The 16,513-nt window shown below is 73.5% G+C and carries 14 protein-coding genes, 1 tRNA gene and 1 pseudogene; 7 read left to right on the top strand and 9 right to left on the bottom strand.

Annotated features, from left to right (window positions below; genetic code table 11):
• Positions 1-89 precede the first annotated feature (89 nt).
• The 3 genes from gyrA to FB457_RS20855 all read left to right on the top strand — a co-directional run bounded on the left by gyrA (position 90) and on the right by FB457_RS20855 (position 3,628).
• Complete coding sequence (gene gyrA / locus FB457_RS20845; RefSeq protein WP_145782789.1) at positions 90-2,717, top strand: DNA gyrase subunit A; 2,628 nt, start codon at positions 90-92, stop codon at positions 2,715-2,717.
• Positions 2,718-2,720: 3 nt separating this feature from the next.
• On the top strand, positions 2,721-3,485 hold the full coding sequence (locus FB457_RS20850; protein ID WP_047016807.1) for a DUF3566 domain-containing protein: 765 nt from the start codon (positions 2,721-2,723) through the stop codon (positions 3,483-3,485).
• Between the two features lie 69 nt (positions 3,486-3,554).
• Positions 3,555-3,628: transfer RNA gene (locus tag FB457_RS20855), tRNA-Ile, on the top strand.
• Positions 3,629-3,695: 67 nt separating this feature from the next.
• Here the strand turns inward: FB457_RS20855 and FB457_RS20860 are convergent.
• Together FB457_RS20860 and FB457_RS20865 are read right to left on the bottom strand one after the other, a co-directional pair.
• Positions 3,696-4,184, bottom strand: coding sequence for an MFS transporter (locus tag FB457_RS20860; protein ID WP_253911309.1), 489 nt, complete (start codon positions 4,182-4,184; stop codon positions 3,696-3,698).
• Positions 4,185-4,350: 166 nt separating this feature from the next.
• Positions 4,351-5,379 (bottom strand): zinc-binding dehydrogenase, encoded by a 1,029-nt coding sequence (locus FB457_RS20865; protein ID WP_047016809.1) that lies wholly within the window; start codon positions 5,377-5,379, stop codon positions 4,351-4,353.
• Between the two features lie 57 nt (positions 5,380-5,436).
• Between FB457_RS20865 and FB457_RS20870 the strand changes: the two genes are divergently transcribed.
• Positions 5,437-5,745 carry an ArsR/SmtB family transcription factor gene (locus FB457_RS20870; protein WP_047016810.1) on the top strand — a complete coding sequence of 103 codons (309 nt, stop codon included), beginning with the start codon at positions 5,437-5,439 and terminating at the stop codon, positions 5,743-5,745.
• A 29-nt stretch (positions 5,746-5,774) separates the two neighbouring features.
• Here the strand turns inward: FB457_RS20870 and FB457_RS20875 are convergent.
• A pseudogene (locus FB457_RS20875) lies at positions 5,775-5,912 on the bottom strand (TetR family transcriptional regulator); the annotation flags it as partial.
• A gap of 188 nt (positions 5,913-6,100) precedes the next feature.
• Between FB457_RS20875 and FB457_RS35705 the strand changes: the two are divergent.
• The 3 genes from FB457_RS35705 (at position 6,101) to FB457_RS20885 (ending at position 9,919) form a co-directional block, all read left to right on the top strand.
• A complete protein-coding gene (locus FB457_RS35705; protein ID WP_018838829.1) occupies positions 6,101-6,235 on the top strand; it encodes a DLW-39 family protein in 135 nt (44 codons plus the stop codon).
• 199 nt (positions 6,236-6,434) lie between these two features.
• Positions 6,435-8,435: a VWA domain-containing protein gene (locus tag FB457_RS20880; RefSeq protein ID WP_145782790.1), complete on the top strand. Its 2,001-nt coding sequence runs from the start codon at positions 6,435-6,437 to the stop codon at positions 8,433-8,435.
• A gap of 11 nt (positions 8,436-8,446) precedes the next feature.
• Positions 8,447-9,919 carry a hypothetical protein gene (locus tag FB457_RS20885; RefSeq protein WP_347612048.1) on the top strand — a complete coding sequence of 491 codons (1,473 nt, stop codon included), beginning with the start codon at positions 8,447-8,449 and terminating at the stop codon, positions 9,917-9,919.
• 36 nt (positions 9,920-9,955) lie between these two features.
• On the opposite strand, the gene FB457_RS20890 is transcribed toward FB457_RS20885, so the two are convergent.
• The 6 genes from FB457_RS20890 to FB457_RS35315 all read right to left on the bottom strand — a co-directional run bounded on the left by FB457_RS20890 (position 9,956) and on the right by FB457_RS35315 (position 16,429).
• Positions 9,956-11,362 (bottom strand): serine/threonine-protein kinase, encoded by a 1,407-nt coding sequence (locus tag FB457_RS20890; RefSeq protein WP_145782792.1) that lies wholly within the window; start codon positions 11,360-11,362, stop codon positions 9,956-9,958.
• A gap of 46 nt (positions 11,363-11,408) precedes the next feature.
• The gene (locus tag FB457_RS20895; RefSeq protein ID WP_047016814.1) at positions 11,409-11,954 is read right to left on the bottom strand and encodes a helix-turn-helix domain-containing protein; all 546 of its coding nucleotides are present in this window, start codon (positions 11,952-11,954) and stop codon (positions 11,409-11,411) included.
• Positions 11,955-12,121: 167 nt separating this feature from the next.
• Positions 12,122-12,985: a class E sortase gene (locus FB457_RS20900; RefSeq protein WP_047016815.1), complete on the bottom strand. Its 864-nt coding sequence runs from the start codon at positions 12,983-12,985 to the stop codon at positions 12,122-12,124.
• A gap of 47 nt (positions 12,986-13,032) precedes the next feature.
• Positions 13,033-15,513 carry a class E sortase gene (locus tag FB457_RS20905; protein ID WP_078898330.1) on the bottom strand — a complete coding sequence of 827 codons (2,481 nt, stop codon included), beginning with the start codon at positions 15,511-15,513 and terminating at the stop codon, positions 13,033-13,035.
• A complete protein-coding gene (locus tag FB457_RS20910) occupies positions 15,510-16,259 on the bottom strand; it encodes an aminodeoxychorismate/anthranilate synthase component II (RefSeq protein ID WP_047016816.1) in 750 nt (249 codons plus the stop codon). Before FB457_RS20910 ends, FB457_RS20905 begins: the two co-directional genes overlap by 4 nt.
• Entirely contained in the window at positions 16,256-16,429 is a 174-nt protein-coding gene (locus FB457_RS35315) for a hypothetical protein (RefSeq protein WP_027774183.1), read from the bottom strand. Before FB457_RS35315 ends, FB457_RS20910 begins: the two co-directional genes overlap by 4 nt.
• Between the last annotated feature and the right edge of the window lie 84 nt (positions 16,430-16,513).

The following is a 16,513-nucleotide window of genomic DNA, read 5'->3' on the forward strand; positions in this document are numbered from 1 at the left end:
CGGCCTCCCGCCCGGGTTTCCCGGGGCTCCCCGCCCGGGTGCGACCGACCGCCTTCGAGACCTCTTCGAAAAGGTAGAAAAGACCCGCAATGGCCGACGAGCTCACTCCCCAGAACCCCGACCCGCAGCCGGACGGCGAGGGCGAAGACGGCGGCATCGTGCTGCGCGTGGACGCCGTCTCGCTCGAGACGGAGATGCAGCGCAGTTATCTCGACTACGCGATGAGCGTCATCGTCTCGCGTGCGCTGCCGGACATCCGCGACGGCCTGAAGCCCGTGCACCGCCGCGTCCTGTACTCGATGTACGAGGGCGGTTACCGCCCGGAGCGCGGGTACTTCAAGTGCGCGCGCGTCGTCGGCGACGTCATGGGCAACTACCACCCGCACGGCGACTCGGCGATCTACGACGCCCTGGTGCGGCTGGCCCAGCCCTGGTCGATGCGGATGCCGCTCGTCGACGGCAACGGGAACTTCGGCTCCCCGGGCAACGACCCCGCCGCCGCCATGCGCTACACCGAGTGCCGCATGGCGCAGCTCGCCATGGAGATGCTCCGCGACATCGACGAGGAGACCGTCGACTTCGGGGACAACTACGACGGCCGCTCCCAGGAGCCCACCGTCCTGCCCGCACGCTTCCCGAACCTGCTGATCAACGGCTCGGCGGGGATCGCGGTCGGCATGGCGACGAACATCCCGCCGCACAACCTGCGCGAGGTCGCCGACGGGGTGCAGTGGTACCTGGAGCACCCCCAGGCGTCCAACGACGAGCTGCTCGAAGCCCTCCTGGAGCGCATCAAGGGCCCCGACTTCCCCAGCGGCGCGCTGGTCGTCGGCCGCAAGGGCATCGAGGAGGCGTACCGCACCGGCCGCGGCTCGATCCCGATGCGCGCGGTGGTCGAGGTCGAGGAGATCCAGGACCGGCAGTGCCTGGTCGTCACCGAGCTGCCCTACCAGGTCAACCCCGACAACCTCGCGCAGAAGATCGCCGACGGGGTGAAGGACGGCCGGCTGACGGGCATCGCCGACGTCCGGGACGAGACCTCGTCGCGGACGGGCCAGCGCCTGGTCATCGTGCTGCGCCGGGACGCCGTCGCGAAGGTCGTGCTGAACAACCTCTACAAGCACACCGACCTGCAGACGAACTTCGGCGCCAACATGCTCGCGCTGGTCGACGGCGTGCCGCGCACGCTGTCGCTGGACGCCTTCATCCGCCACTGGGTGGAGCACCAGATCGACGTCATCGTCCGCCGGACCACCTTCCGGCTGCGCAAGGCCGAGGAGCGGGCGCACATCCTGCGCGGCCTGCTGAAGGCGCTGGACGCCATCGACGAGGTCATCGCGCTGATCCGGGCCTCCCAGACGGTGGACGTCGCGCGCCGGGGCCTGATGGACCTGCTGGAGATCGACGAGATCCAGGCGAACGCGATCCTGGAGATGCAGCTCCGCCGGCTGGCCGCCCTGGAGCGGCAGAAGATCACCGCGGAGCACGACGACCTCCAGGCGAAGATCGACGACTACAACGCGATCCTCGCCTCCCCCGAGCGGCAGCGGCTGATCATCAGCGAGGAGCTGGCGGCGATCGTCGCGAAGTTCGGCGACGACCGGCGCACGCAGCTCGTGCCCTTCGACGGCGACGTGTCCATCGAGGACCTGATCGCCGAGGAGGACATCGTCGTCACGATCACCCGCGGCGGCTATGTGAAGCGGACGAAGAGCACCGACTACCGGGCGCAGAAGCGCGGCGGCAAGGGCGTACGCGGGACGCGGCTGCGCGAGGACGACATCGTCGACCACTTCTTCGTCTCCACCACCCACCACTGGCTGCTGTTCTTCACGAACAAGGGCCGGGTGTACCGCGCCAAGGCGTACGAGCTGCCGGACGCCGGCCGCGACGCCAAGGGCCAGCACGTCGCGAACCTGCTGGCGTTCCAGCCCGACGAGCACATCGCGGAGATCCTGGCGATCCGGGACTACGCGGCCGCCCCGTACCTGGTGCTCGCCACCAAGGCCGGGCTGGTGAAGAAGACGGTGCTCAAGGACTACGACTCGCCCCGCCAGGGCGGCGTGATCGCGATCAACCTGCGGGAGATGCCCGACGGCTCGCCGGACGAGGTGATCGGCGCCGAGCTGGTCTCGCCCGAGGACGACCTGCTGCTCGTCAGCAGGAAGGCCCAATCGATCCGGTTCACCGCAACGGACGAGGCGCTGCGCCCGATGGGGCGCGCGACCTCCGGTGTGAAGGGCATGAGCTTCCGCGAGGGTGACGAACTCCTCTCGATGAATGTCGTGCGGCCCGGTACGTTCGTGTTCACCGCCACCGACGGCGGTTACGCGAAGCGTACGAACGTGGACGACTATCGCGTTCAGGGACGAGGTGGCCTCGGCATCAAGGCGGCGAAGCTGGTGGAGGACCGGGGTTCGCTGGTGGGCGCGCTGGTGGTGGAGGAGTCGGACGAGATCCTCGCCATCACGCTCGGCGGCGGCGTGATCCGTACGCGGGTCGACGAGGTCAGGGAGACGGGCCGTGACACCATGGGTGTCCAACTGATCAACCTGGGGAAGCGGGACGCCGTGGTCGGCATCGCGCGGAACGCCGAAGCCGGTCGGGAGGCGGAGGAGGTCGAGGAGGCCGCCGACGCCGCCGTCGCCGCCGACGAGGCCGGGAGCACGGACGCCGGGGCCCAGTCCCCCGCCGCGGACGGTGAAGGCGAGGAGTAGGTCGTGAGTGGAGCCACGGGTGCCGGCGCCGGGCCGGCGAGGGCGGAGGGGTACGCCCAGCCGAACCCCCCGCCGGGTCCGGACGACGCCGGCGGCGGGCACGGCGGCCGGCGCGGGCGCAGACGCGGTGCCTCCGGCGCCGGGGGCGCGGAGGACCCGCAGGGGCACGCGTATCCGTACGCCGCCGCCCCCGAGGGCCCGATGCCCCCGCCGTCGACGGCCCCCGCCGCCCCGCCGGCGCCGCACCAGCCGCCGCAGGCGTACACCCCGCCGGGCGGCGTGGCCGGCGGCCACGCCGCGGGGCACACGGCGGGGCACGGCGGTCAGGCGTACGAGCAGGCGCAGCAGACGGCCGCCGGGGTACGCAGGTCGCGTACCGGCGCCAGGACCGTCCCGCGCACCCGCAAGGCGCGGCTGCGGATCGCGAAGGCCGACCCGTGGTCGGTGATGAAGGTCAGCTTCCTGCTCTCCATCGCGCTCGGCATCTGCACGATCGTGGCGGTGACGGTGCTGTGGATGGTGCTGGACGCGATGGGCGTCTTCAGCACGGTCGGCGGCACGATCAGCGAGGCCACCGGTTCGGACGACTCGGCCGGCTTCGACCTGGAGTCGTTCCTGTCGCTGCCCCGGGTGGCCGGCTTCACGGCGGTGGTGGCGCTGATCGACGTGGTCCTCGCCACGGCGCTGGCGACGCTGGGCGCGTTCATCTACAACCTCTCCGCGGGCTTCGTCGGGGGCATCGAGGTCACGCTGGCGGAGGACGAGTAGCGCCCGCCGGGTAACGCCCGCTATCGATTTGGGCCGCGGCTCGGCGGTGGGGTAATCTCTGTGCAGCGCGCGGCTATAGCTCAGTCGGTTAGAGCGCATCCCTGATAAGGATGAGGCCCCAGGTTCAAGTCCTGGTAGCCGCACCGGAAATGGCGAAGGGCGCCTCCTTGTGACGAGGGGGCGCCCTTCGGCTTTGTCATGCCGCCGGGCTCACGCGGCCACGGACCCGGAGACCGGTCGCGTCTGCTTGCCCGGGCGGGGGAGGAAGGGGACCAGGAGCATCGAGGCGGCGGTGATGAGGCCCGCGGCCAGGAAGGCGCGGGCGTAGCCGTCCTCGGGGGCGCCGTGGCCCGCGGAGGCGACCGCGCCGAGGATCGCCAGGCCCGGCACCGCGCCGATCTGGCGCGAGGTGTTGACCAGGCCCGAGACGCCGCCGGCGTCCCGCTCGCCGACGCCCGACGTGGAGACGTCCGTGAGGAGCGCCAGCAGGACGGCCTGGCCCGCGGCCATCGGGAGGGCCGGGCCGAGGATCGCGGAGAGGAAGGCGCCGTCCGCGTCCATCGCCGCCGCCTGCCAGAGGAAACCGGCGCCCGTGAGCAGCCCGCCGGTGACCGTCATCGCCTCCCAGCTCGCACCCCGGCTCTCGGCCCGCTTCGGCAGCCGCACGATTGCGCGCAGCGCGCTGGGGGAGTCTGGCACGCACGCTCGCTGCGTTGTCGGGATCGGCCGAAGAGGCCCCCTATGCGGTCAGCCCTCCGCCTTGCGATCGCACGCACCAGCCTCCCCCTACGCCCCGGAGGGCGTGGGCGGTGCCCCCTGCCCCGCCCCCCCCTGCGGGCGAACGACGCGAGATGGAAGACAGACCCTAGCTCTTCCGAGCCAGGGGCCCTGTCCCGTGCGGCGGCTGGTCCAGGGGACGCACGGCGATGGCGATCTTGCCACGGGGGCGTCTGCGGCCCTCGCTGGTAGAGCCGCCTTCCAGCAGCGTGTGCGCCTGTGCGATGTCGGCCAGCGGTAGCACGGCGCCGATCACCGGTCGGAGTTCTCCCTGGTCGACCAGTCGGCCGAGGGCCTCGAGCTTCGCCCGGCCGGGGCTGACGAAGACGAAGTGGTAGGTCGCGTTCACGCCCCACGCGGCGAGCAGGTTCTGAGGTTCGGAGTTGTCGACGATGGACACCACGCGGCCTCGGTCGGCGAGGACTTCCGGGCTGCGGGTGAGGGTGTCCCCGCCTACGGTGTCCAGTACGACGTCGACCCCGCCCATCGCGCGGACCTGTGGCACGTAGTCACCGGTCGAGAAGTCAATCGCGAGGTCGGCGCCGAGTTCGGTGACGAACTCGTGATCCCTGGCCCGCGCGGTGGTCACCACCTCGGCCCCGAGCGCGCTGGCGACCTGGACGGCGACCGAGCCGGCCCCGCCCGCTCCACCGTGCACCAGGACGCGCTCCCCGGCCCGCAACCCGGCGCGTTCGACCAGTGCTTCCCACACCGTCACGCCCACAAGCGCGAGACCGGCAGCCTCGACGTGCGACAAGCGCGCGGGCTTGCGGGCGACCAGAGCCTGGTCGACTACGTGGAACTCGGCATAGGTTCCCTGCCCGGCGAACACCGGCGCCAGGTACCAGACCTCGTCGCCCTGCCGGAAGTCGTCCGCCCCGGGTCCGGTCCCGGCCACCACGCCAGACACGTCGTTGCCGATGACCGCGGGCAGCGCCACCTGGTCTCGGTAGTCGCCGCGCCGGGTCTGCAGGTCGAGGGGGTTCACGGAGGTGGCCATCACACGTACCAGCACCTGGCCGGGCCCCGGAGTGGGCCGTGGCAGCTCTCGGGTGGCGAACGCGGTGTCCGCGCCACCGAAGCGGACGAGTTCCATCACACGCATCGAGGTTGACATGCGTCAATCTTAGATTGACATATTCCAAATCACCAATGCATCTGTTATGATGGGCGCGTGTTCTCGGAGGAGGAGTTGCTGGCTGTGTTCCGGGCCCTGTCCAACCCGGCCCGCCGCCAGATGCTGGTGTGGCTCAAGGAGCCGATGAGCTTCCCCGGCCAGGATCCCGACGACGTCGAGATTGGCGTCTGCGTGACCGACGTCCGGCAACGTGCAGGTCTGAGCCAGCCGACCACCTCGCAGTACCTCGCGATGCTGCGGCAAGCGGGGTTGGTGGTCGCCACCCGGCGGGGGAAGTGGACCTACTACCGCCGCGACGAGGCGAACATAGCCCGCCTCGTGGAGACCCTGCGCGACGTCTTTTAGGCCGTGTCGAAAGTGGATCTTGAGCTGTACGGAAAGTGTCGGTACACGGTGCCCAGGCCCACCTGAGCGCGGCCGGCGATGGCACGTATGGGTGCGTTCACACCCTGCACAACGAACACCTGGGCCGCTGCCGTCAGGAGAACCTGACGGGTGCGCTGAGCTCCGGCCTCCCGGGCGCCTCCTGGTAATCTCCTCCCTGCTCAGGGCACGGGACTACTGCATGATCGGGTGACAGGGGGGTTTATGCAGCTGGAGCGATCCTGGTGCCGCGGTCCCGAGCCCGGCTCCGGTGTCGTTTGCGCTGTGTATCATCGGGCTTCGTAGTCGAATGTCTCTGGAAGGACGAGGTAGCGCGGTGAAGAAGCTGTTCCTGATCGCATTGGCCGCTCTGGGCGGGCTTCTCGTGTACCGCCAGATCCAGGCGGATCGCGCCGAGCAAGACCTGTGGACGGAGGCCACCGACTCGGTGCCCTCCTCTTCGGGCGTCTGAGACGCGAGAGTTCCGAGCAGAGCCGCCCGTTCCGGGCAGGCCCCCGGGCCCCGGCCCCGCCGCTCGCGCGGCAGTGCGGCCGGGGCCTCGGCATGACCGGAGCGCTGTTGCACGACCGTGACGCACGCCCCCTGTTATTTGCTACTGCACACGCTTTACGGTGCATGAGCACATGGCAGAGAACGAGGGGGGACATGTCATGGAACGACCACCACGCGGCCGCCCGCGACGGCCCGCGTACGCCGGCGTGGCAGCGGTGCTCGCCGCCGCGCTGACCGCGGGACCGCTCTCCGCGGCGACCGCCGCACCCGCCGCACCGGGAACGCCCGGCGCGCCCGCCGCGCCCGCGCCGACCGGCGGCGGCCTGGTGATGGTGCTGGACTCCTCCGGCTCCATGGCCGACGACGACGGCTCCGGCGCCACCCGGATCGAGTCCGCCCGCGCGGCCGTCGGCACCGTCGTCGACGCCTTGCCCGACGGCTACCCGACCGGCCTGCGCGTCTACGGCGCCGACCGCGCCGGCGGCTGCACCGACACCCGCCTCGCCGTGCCCGTCGCGGCGCTGGACCGGGACCGCATCAAGGGCGCCGTAGCAGATGTGAAGCCGAAGGGCGACACCCCCATCGGCCACGCGCTCCGGCAGGCCGCCCGGGACCTCCCCGAGCGCCCGCCCGGCGCCCTCGGCCATCGCTCCCTCCTCCTCGTCTCGGACGGCGAGGACACCTGCGGCACCCCCGACCCCTGCGAGGTCGCGGCGCGACTCGGCGAGACCGGCGGCGCCTTCGGCGCCCTGCGCATCGACACGGTCGGCTTCCAGGTCGGCGGCAAGGCCCGCGACGAGCTGAAGTGCATCGCGGAGAAGGGACACGGCGCGTACTACGACGCCCCCGACGCCGACGCGCTCGCCCGCCAGCTCCAGCGCGCGGCCCGCCTCTCGGCCGACGGGTACCGCTTCCGCGGCGACCCGGTCGAGGGCGGCCTCGGCCGCGGCGGCGCCGCGGACGTCCGGCCCGGCCAGTATCTCGACAGCATCGGCGCGGGCGAGACCAAGTGGTACGCCGCCGAGCTGGACGCCGCCTCCGCCGCCGACTTCGGCGTCACCGCCGTGCCGCAGCCGGGTGTGCCCGTCGCGTACGGCGACGGCATCGAGCTGGAGCTGCACGCCACCGAGGGCAACGGCACCCGGTGCGACGCCAGGGACGGGCACTTCGAGCAGGACGAGGGCGCGCAGCCGCTGACCGCCGCGGTCAGCCGCATACCCAGCGCCGAGGGCGGCGAGCCCTGCGACGCCGCCGGCCGCTATCTCCTCAGCGTCCACCGCACGAGCGCCGCCGGCTCCGACCGGGCCCGCTGGCCGCTGGAGCTGGCCGTCGGCCGGGAGGAGCCGCTGCGCGCCGGCGTCACGCCCGCGCAGTCCGAGACGGACTACGGCCCGGCCGGCGCCGAGGGCGCCGAACTGCCCACCGCGGACCCAGAGGACATCACCGGCGGTACGGGCTTCAACGACGCGAAGGCGATCGGCCCCGGCGTCTGGCGCGACGAACTGCTGCCCGCGCAGACGCGCTTCTACAAGGTCGTCGTCGGCTGGGGCCAGCAGCTCCGCTACCGCGTCGAGTTCGCCAACGAGCCCACGCTCGACGGCGCCGCCGGGACCTCCAGCTTCGCCGCCACCGACCTCTACTCGCCCGGCCGCGCCGTCGTCGGCGAAGGCCCGTTCAGCAGCAGCCGGAGCTACTACGGTGAGCCCGTCGCCGCCGACCTCGGTACGGTGCCGGTCAGTTGGACGAACCGCTACGAGACCGCCGCGGAGGTCGTGCCCGTGCGCCGCGGCGGCGCGTACTACCTGTCGGTCTCGCTGGGTCCCGACGCCGCGCGCTTCGCGCGGAACACGGCCATCGGCGTCATGCTCCGCGTCGACGTGCTGGGCGAGGAGAAGTCGGGGCCGCGGCACGGGGCGCCTGCCGTCGCCGGTGACGGGAGCGGCGGCGCGAACGGCGAGGACGGCGGGAGGGATGCGCGGGCCGGGGCGGAGGGGGAATCATCGGACTCCGTCCTGCCGCTCGCCGGCGGGATCGCGGGCGGGGTGCTGCTCGTCGGCGCGGGGGCCGCGTTCGTGATCGTACGGAACCGGAAGCGGCGGCCCGCGGGTGAAGCGCCCGCGGAAGCGGCGGCAGGCAACGGCGTAAGGGGTGGATGGTGAGGACGCGAACGATGGCGGGGCCGGCCGCGGCGCTGGCGGTGGCCGCGCTGGCGGCGCAGGCCGCGCTCCCGGCGGCGGCTCCGGCCGCGGCGGCGGCCGGCCGGCAGGGCGCGGCGCCGGTGGACTCGCCGGTCGACGCCGGCGAGTACCGGACGGCGGAGGACGCCGAGCCCATCGAGGGCGCCGCGAGCAGCACCGGCGGCGAGAAGGTGGAGGCCGGCAAGACCTACACCGACTCCCTCGCCCCCGGCGACGAGCTGTACTACAGCGTCACGCTCGACGCGAAGTCCCACGCCTGGATATCCGCCGTGGCCGCGCCGAAGCCGGGCACCAAGGTCGCGTACGGCGACGGCATCGAGCTGGAGCTGGAGAGCAAGGGCGGCGACCGGTGCAGCAGCTCCGACGTCGACTTCGCCGCCGACGGCGCGGCCCGGCCGATCGCCGACTACGTCGGGCGCGTCGTCCAGCCCGGCGGCGCCTGCCAGGAGGCCGGCGTCTACCACCTCATCGTCACCCGCGTCAGCGACGCGACCTCCAGCCCGGCGGAGTGGCCGCTGGAGCTGCGCTTCATGGCGGAGCCGCCGCTGGCGAAGGCCGGGCCGACGACCCCGCCGGACCCGCAGTCGATCCCCACCGAGGCCCCGCCGCCGCCGACCGGCAAGGCCGAGCCGCGCAAGGGCGGCACCGGGTTCAACGACGCGGTCGCCATCGACCACGGCGTGTGGACGGACGAGATCCGGCCGGGCGCCACGCACTTCTACCGGGTGCCGCTCGACTGGGGCCAGCAGCTCTTCCTGCAGACCGAGTTCGGCACGACGCGGGTGAGCGACGAGACGGCGTTCGCCTCCAACGGGGTGCGCGTCGACTTCTACAACCCCGCCCGCGGGTTCGTCGCCGACGAGAACGAGACGTACTTCGGCGACGACCCCGCGGCGATCCCCGCCGTGGCCCCGCCGGTGGCGTACGAGAACCGCTACGCGTCTTACAGCCGTGAACTCGGCAACGTCGGCTTCGCGGGCTGGTACTACCTCGCCGTCAGCGTCTCCGAGGAGGTCGGGGAGTTCGCGGACGGGCCGGTGCCGGTGGAGCTGCGGACGACCGTCAAGGGCGAGCCCGAGGAGGGCCCGGCGTACGACGGGGACGCGGCGGCGGCCGGCTTCGGGGTGACGGACGACGACCGCGACACGGCGGCGGAGGGCACGGCGGCCGGCGCGGAGAGCGACGGGGACGGTGCCGGGAAGAAGATCCTGGCGATCGCCGGGATCGGCGCGGGCGTGGTCCTGCTGGCGGGTCTGGGCCTGTGGACGCTGCTGGCACGGCGCCGGGCGGTGCCGGGCGCGGCGGGCGGCCCGCAGGTGGCGGGCGCGGACACGCAGACGGCGCCCGGGGCGTACGGGAGCGGAGCCGGCGGTCCGGCGTACGGCGAGCGGCCGTACGGGGACGGGCACCCGCCGCTGCCGCCGCAGCAGAACTGGCGGCAGTAGGGGAAGCCGCCCAGCGGGACCGCGGGCGTACGGGCGTCAGCCCGACACCAGCGCCCAGACGCCGGCCGCCATCAGCAGCACCGCGAGCACCGCGACCGGGATCGCCACCTTCGCCGGCGGTCCCGGTCGCCGTTGCGGCACCGCGGCGCCGGGCCGGGGCTGCGGCGGCTGGGACCGCGGCTGCGGCCGGGCCGTCGTGTACGGGGCGGTGGGCGTCGGCGGCTGCGACGCGGCGGGTGGCGCGATGCCGTAGCTGGTCGCCTCGGCCGGGTCGCCGGGGCCGGGCGGGCCCGCCGCGGGCGGGTGCGCGGTGCCGGGCCCCGCCGTGCCCGGCTCGGGCGCGGCGGCCGCGGGCGGGGGTACGTATCCGGCGCCGCCCGGCGGCGCGTACGTGGGCCCCGCCGGGCCCGCGGCGCCGGCGTCACCGGCCGGCCCCGTACCCGTACCGGGACCGAAACCGGCACCGGGACCGGGCCCCGCACCGGCACCAGGGCCGAGACCCGCACCGGCACCAAGTCCCGGACCCGGCCCCGGCGCGGCCTCCGCCGCCCTTTCCTGCGCTCGCTCGGGACCTCGCGGCCCGAACCCCACCGGCAGCGGCCCGAGCTGGTCGAAGACCTCCACCGGCTCCTCCGCCGGATCCAGCTCCGGCAGCAGCTCCGCCGCCTCCGCCAGCGCCTTCCGCGTACCCGTCGCGGTGCGGAACCGCATCTCCGGATCCGGCTGCAGCAGGCTCGCGAGCACCTGCCACAGCGGCTCCGGCACGTCCTTCGGGGCCGGCGGCACGCCGTTCTTCAGATACATCTCCACCAGCGCCTGGCTGTCCGGACGCTCCCCGGTCAGCAGGTACAGCGCCAGCAGACCCACCGCGAACAGGTCCGCGGGAAAGTCGGGCTCGGCGCCCAGCATCTGCTCGGGCGCGAAGTAACCGGGCGTCCCGACGACGAAGTTGGTGTCGGTCAGCCGCGGCTCGCCCTTGCGCATGGAGATGCCGAAGTCGGAGAGCCGGAGGTGCGGCCGGCCGGTGCCGGTCGCCTCCAGCAACACGTTCGCCGGCTTGATGTCGCGGTGCACGACGTTCTCGCCGTGCACCGCGGCCAGGCCGGCGAGCAGTTGGTCGAGCAGCAGGCAGACGAACCGCGGCGGGAGCGGTCCGTAGTCGCCGATCAGATGGGCCAGTGAGCCGCCGCCCACCAGATCCATCGTGAAGAGCACCTTGTCGTCGTCGGCCGCCCAACTGGCGGGTGCCAGCACGTGCGGGTGGTCGATGCGCACCGCCTGCTCGCGGACGAAGCGCAGCAGCGTGTGCGCGTCGCTCTGCTGCAGCACCTTGGCCGCCACATAGCGCCGTCGCCGGTGATCCCAGGCGCGCCAGACCGCGCCCACCCCGCCCCGGCCGATCGGATCGATCAGCTCGTACCGCCCAGCGAAGACCTCACCCATGCTGCTGCGCCCGCCCCTTGTACGGCTTCGTTAGTAATTCACCCGGTTATGACTGATGTGCTTCGTAATGTGCTACGGCATCGGCGGTGCGCCCGGCGCCGTACACCCGGAGGAACTCTGCCAGCTCCGGCTGCGTCGGCGCGAGCCTGTCCGCCGCGTCGATGATGTCGCCGGCGGCGGCCACCGAGCGCAGCAGGGACTGGATCTCCCGTACGACCCGGCGCACCGTCGTCGATCCGGTCGACGACTGCGTCTGCGCCGTCCCGAGCACCGCGCCTCCCGCGCTCTTGCGGATCCCCTCCATCCGTTCCGCCGCCTCCGCCGCGGACACGCTGCCGCTCGTCACCTCGGCGGCCAACTCCTGCAACGCCTGTACGCGCTGTACCACCGACGGATTGCCGATCTTCGCCCGCTGCCCGCTCATGAGCTGCGACAGCATCGGCGCCGAGATGCCGAGCACGGCGGCCAGCCGTGCCTGGTTCAGGCCGAGATCGTCGATCAGCCGCCGGAACAGCACGCCCAGCGGTTCGCCATACCAGCTTCGCTGTAGTTCTCGTGCGCGTTCGCTGGTGTCCTGCCGTGGAGCTCCCATGCCGTGCGGCCTCCCCAGATGTCCCCGAGTCCAGATTCGCGCTTGCGAACTGCATCCTACGGAGCGGGACCGCCCCCAGACAGACCTCGGGGAGGTGAGATAACCGGGACGCGTTCTTCCACGTCCGCGACGGTCTACGCGTGCCACTCCGGGCACCCGCCGGGGGCTCAGGACAGCTCGGGCGGCGGGGTGCGCTCCTCGTCGACGCGGTCCACGCGCTCCAGCTCACCCCAGACGACGTAGCGGTGCCGGGAGGTGTACATCGGGGTGCACGTGGTGAGCGTGATGTACCGTCCGGGCTTCGTCTTCCCGGACTCCTCCGGGGTCTTGTCCAGCACGGCGGTGTTGTACTTCGACGTCTCGGAGAGCACGGCGTACGTCTTGTAGACGTACCAGCGGTCCTTCGTCTCGAAGACGATCGGGTCGCCCTCCTCTATGCGGTGGATGTCGTGGAACTTCGCGCCGTGCCCGTCGCGGTGGGCGGCGAGCGTGAAGTTGCCGCGGCGGTCCCAGGGCATGGCCGACTTCTTCGGCTCGGTGTAGTAGCCGGCGACGCCCTTGTTCAGGTCGTCGGTCGCCGTGCCCTTGCGGACGAGGATGTTCTCCTCCATCGCGGGCACGTGCAGGAAGCCGATGCCGCCCTTGAGGTCGCCGATGTCCACGGGGCGGGGCTTGCCGTCGTCCGGGGTGTTCTCCCAGGAGTCGCGGAGGTCGTCGGTCATGCGGCCGGCTTCGCGGTTGGCCTGGACGTTGGTCCAGTACAGGGAGTAGACGACGAAGAGGGCCATCAGGACGCCGACGGTGATCAGCACCTCGCCGAAGAGGCTGACGGCCCCGGCGAGGAGACCGCGGCGGCGGGGCCGGGGCGGGGCCGCTTCTCCGGCTTCTTCCTCCGCGGCCGTTTCCCCGTCGTCCCGTACGGGCCCGGCCGCTTCTTCCCCGGCGTCCTCCGGCTCCCGGGCCTTCGGCGCAGCCTCTCCCGCGGCCTCCGCTGCGGGTCTGCTCTCCCGCTCATCGTCCGTCGCTGCCACCGCTTCCCCGTCCGTTCCGTCCGCCGGCCTCCGGCCGCCCGTACCGCTCAGTCCATGAGCGCGTCGGGCTTGCCCTCGCTGCGCGGACGCTCCTCGATCATCTTGCCCCAGACAATAAGCCGATATTTGGACGTGTACTCAGGCGTGCAGGTCGTTAGTGTGACGTAGCGCCCCGGCTCGGTGAATCCGGACCCCTCGGGCACCGGGTCGATGACATCGGTGTTCGACGGCGAAGTCGACGGGAGCGTGCTGGCCACCTCGTAGATGTAGTACGTGTCCTTGGTCTCGACGATGATCTCCTCGCCCTTCTCCAGTCGGTTGATGTACCGGAAGGGCTCGCCGTGGGTGTTGCGGTGCCCGGCGACCGCGAAGTTCCCCTTCTCGTCCCACGGCATCGCGGTCTTGAGGTCGCCCTCCGAGTAGTGGCCGAGGAGGCCGCGGTCCAGGACCTTCTGCTTGTCGATGCCCTGCGCGACCGGGCGGTTCACGTCCAGCGACGGGATGTGCATGATCGCGAAGCCCTCGCCGGCCTCGAACGCCCCCGGGTCGCGGGCGTTCTCCTTGCCCGCGCCGTCGCCGCGCTTCCACTGCTCCTCCAGTTGCCGGGCCTCCTGCCGGGACTCGCGGTCGGCCAGGACGTTGGTCCACCAGAGCTGGTACACGACGAAGAGGAGCATCAGCACGCCCAGGGTGATGAACGCCTCGCCGGTGATGCGGCTGATCAGCACGGTGCGCTGCTGCTTGGCGGCGCGGGCGGCCTTGCGGGCGGACATCCGGGTGCCCAGCGCGCGGGCGACGTTCAGGGACATCGTCTGAACGGTGCGGTCGTCGCGGTCGCCCCGTCCCTCGCGGACGTCGTCGCCCATGCCGCGGCGGCGGGTGGCGGGGGCGGTGCCCCAGGTGAGGCGCTGGTCGCCGTTCGCGGGCTGGTCGGGGGCGGGGGCCGGCGGCTGCACCCGGGTCCGTGGCTGCACCGCGGTCTGGGCCTGGGCGTGCGGCTGGGCTGCTGCCGGGGCCTGCGCCGGGTCGGCTGCGGCGGGGCCGCCGGCGTGGGCGGCGGCGGAGAGGTCGCCCCAGGGGGAGGGGTCGCGGTGCGCCGAGGGGTCGGCGCCGACGGCTGCACCTGAGGCGGCGGCGCTCGCCGGGGCGGCGCCGCCGGCGTGCCGGCCCTGGGCGGGCACGGTGTACGGCTGTTGCTGCTCCTCGACCGCGGGCCGCCCGGCGTGACGCCGCGGGGAGGGCTGGGGGGCGGCGGGCGGGTCGAGCGGATCGGTGAGGGGGTCGCCGGTCCCGGCCCGGCGGCGGCCGGTCGGGGGTGCCGGGTCGAGGGGGTCGGTCAGCGGGTCGCCGGTCGCCGCCGGGTAGGAGGCGCCGAGGGGGTCGGCGGGGGCCTGGTCGTAGCCGAGGAGCTGCGGGTCGTACGCCGCCGGGCCCTGCGGGTCGTACGCGGAGGTGCTCTGCCCGTACGCGGCCGCCTGCGGCGCCTCCGCGTACGGCGACGGGTGGCCCGCGTCGTACGACGACATCGGGTACTGCGCCGCGGTCCCCTCCTGCGGCACGATCGCCGTCTGGCCGGCCGGCGCATCGGTGTGCGCGGGGTACGCCGGGGGCGCGTGGGCGCCGGGGGCGGCGCGGTCGTCCGGGTGGTGGGCGTGCGGGGCGGGGTCCGGGTCGGGCGCGTAGCCGCCGGGGTGGTGGTCGCCCGGGTGAGGGCCGTCGTGGGGCGGCGGATCGTTTCGCGGGGTGCCGTGCGCGGGGGGCGCGTAGGCGGCCGGGGCGGCGTTCGGGTCGCGGCCGTCCGGCGGGGTGTGCGGGCGGAACCAGCGCGAGACCGCCGAGGTCGGCGACTCGGGCCGCTCCAGCGGCCGCGGTCGCGGTCCTTCCACGGCAGCGGGCTCCTGCCGCGGCACCTGCGGCTGCGGGTAGGCGGTCTGCGGATGCCGGGGCCGCGGGTGCTCGCCCTGCGAGGGCTGCCGCGTGAAGGGATCCTGCCCCTGCGGCGGCAGTGCGCCCTGCTCCGGCCGCGGCCCCGCGTCCGCGCTGCGCGGCGGCGGCAGGGGGTCGCCGCGGAGCGGGTTGCGGTGGGCGTACTCCGGCAGGTGGCCCTGCTCCAGCGGATCCTGTCCGCCGGCGCCGTAGCTCCCGCGCCCCCGGCCCCGGCCGCCCTGTCCCTGTTCGTACGTCCCGGAGCCGCCCTCGGCGCCCGCGCCGTAACCGGCGGGCCCCGGCCCCGTACCGGAGCCGAACCCCGGCCGCGTACCGGACGATCCGGCACCCGCGCCGGACATCCCGGCGCCCTGCCCGCGGCCCCCCGCACCGGGGCCCGCACGCCCGCCCGCTCCCGACGTGTCCCGGCGCGGCAGCGGCGGCCGGCCGCCGGACTGCGGGTCGGTGAGCGGGTCCGCGGCGTCGTCCGCCGGCCGGCCGGGGGCGCTTGAGTCGTGGAAGCCGCGGTAACGCGCTTCGCGCCCCGGCTCGCGCTCCTCCGCGCGCCCCGGTGCGTTGTCGTCCGGCCGGGTGTCGGTCACCCCGCTGTCCCGGCCGCCCCGCCGCCCGCGGGCGCCAACCCGCCCACGGGCGCCACGTCAGGTGCCGGCCCTTGTGCCGGGCCCGTCACCGGCCCGCCCGTCACCGGCGCCAGCCCCGCCGACCGCTCGACGGCACCGGCGTCGCCGCACTCGACCAGCCAGTTCGCCAGCATCCGGTGGCCCCACTCCGTCAGCACCGACTCCGGGTGGAACTGCACGCCCTCCACCGGCAGATCGCGGTGGCGCAGCCCCATCACCAGGCCGCTGTCCGTCTCCGCCGTGACCGCCAGTTCGTCGGGCAGCGACTCGCGCTCGACGGCCAGCGAGTGGTACCGCGTCGCCGTGAACGGCGACGGCAGCCCGGCGAACACGCCCGCGCCGCCGTGCGTCACCGGCGAGGTCTTGCCGTGCAGCAACTCCGGCGCCCGGCCGACCACACCGCCGTACGCGACCGCCATCGACTGCAGTCCGAGGCAGACCCCGAACACCGGCAGCCCCCGCTCCGCGCAGTGCCGCACCATGTCGACGCACACCCCCGCCTGCTCCGGGGTCCCGGGCCCGGGGGAGAGCAGCACGCCGTCGAAGCCTCCCTCGCCCGCCTTCGGCGAGGTGGGGCCCACGGCGTGCCGCGGCGTCACCTCGTCGTTGCGCAGCACCTCGCACGAGGCGTCGAGCTGGCACAGGTACTGGACCAGGTTGAAGACGAAGCTGTCGTAGTTGTCCACGACCAGAATGCGCGCGCTCATCGCCGGGCGGCTCCCTCGTCGACGGTGACGTCGTTGAACGGCAGCAGCGGCTCGGCCCAGGGGAACACGTACTGGAAGAGGAGGAAGACGATGCCGAGGACGAGGATGAGCGAGATCAGCGCCCGTACCAGCGCGTTGCCCGGCAGATGCCGCCAGATCCAGCCGTACATGCGTCCCTCTTCGCCGATCTTCGCCGTTGTCCCTGCGTTGCCTCGCACTGCCCTCGCGGGGCCCTCCGCGGCCCGCGTGCGGCC

The organism is Streptomyces sp. CNZ287 (assembly GCF_007827615.1).

Coding starts and splice junctions, on each gene's coding strand:
- FB457_RS20910 (WP_047016816.1), bottom strand. CDS start 16,259: ATGAGCGCGCGCATTCTGGTCGTGGACAACTACGACAGCTTCGTCTTC.
- FB457_RS20880 (WP_145782790.1), top strand. CDS start 6,435: ATGGAACGACCACCACGCGGCCGCCCGCGACGGCCCGCGTACGCCGGC.
- FB457_RS35315 (WP_027774183.1), bottom strand. CDS start 16,429: ATGTACGGCTGGATCTGGCGGCATCTGCCGGGCAACGCGCTGGTACGG.
- FB457_RS20890 (WP_145782792.1), bottom strand. CDS start 11,362: ATGGGTGAGGTCTTCGCTGGGCGGTACGAGCTGATCGATCCGATCGGC.
- gyrA (WP_145782789.1), top strand. CDS start 90: ATGGCCGACGAGCTCACTCCCCAGAACCCCGACCCGCAGCCGGACGGC.
- FB457_RS20865 (WP_047016809.1), bottom strand. CDS start 5,379: ATGTCAACCTCGATGCGTGTGATGGAACTCGTCCGCTTCGGTGGCGCG.
- FB457_RS20895 (WP_047016814.1), bottom strand. CDS start 11,954: ATGGGAGCTCCACGGCAGGACACCAGCGAACGCGCACGAGAACTACAG.
- FB457_RS20885 (WP_347612048.1), top strand. CDS start 8,447: ATGGCGGGGCCGGCCGCGGCGCTGGCGGTGGCCGCGCTGGCGGCGCAG.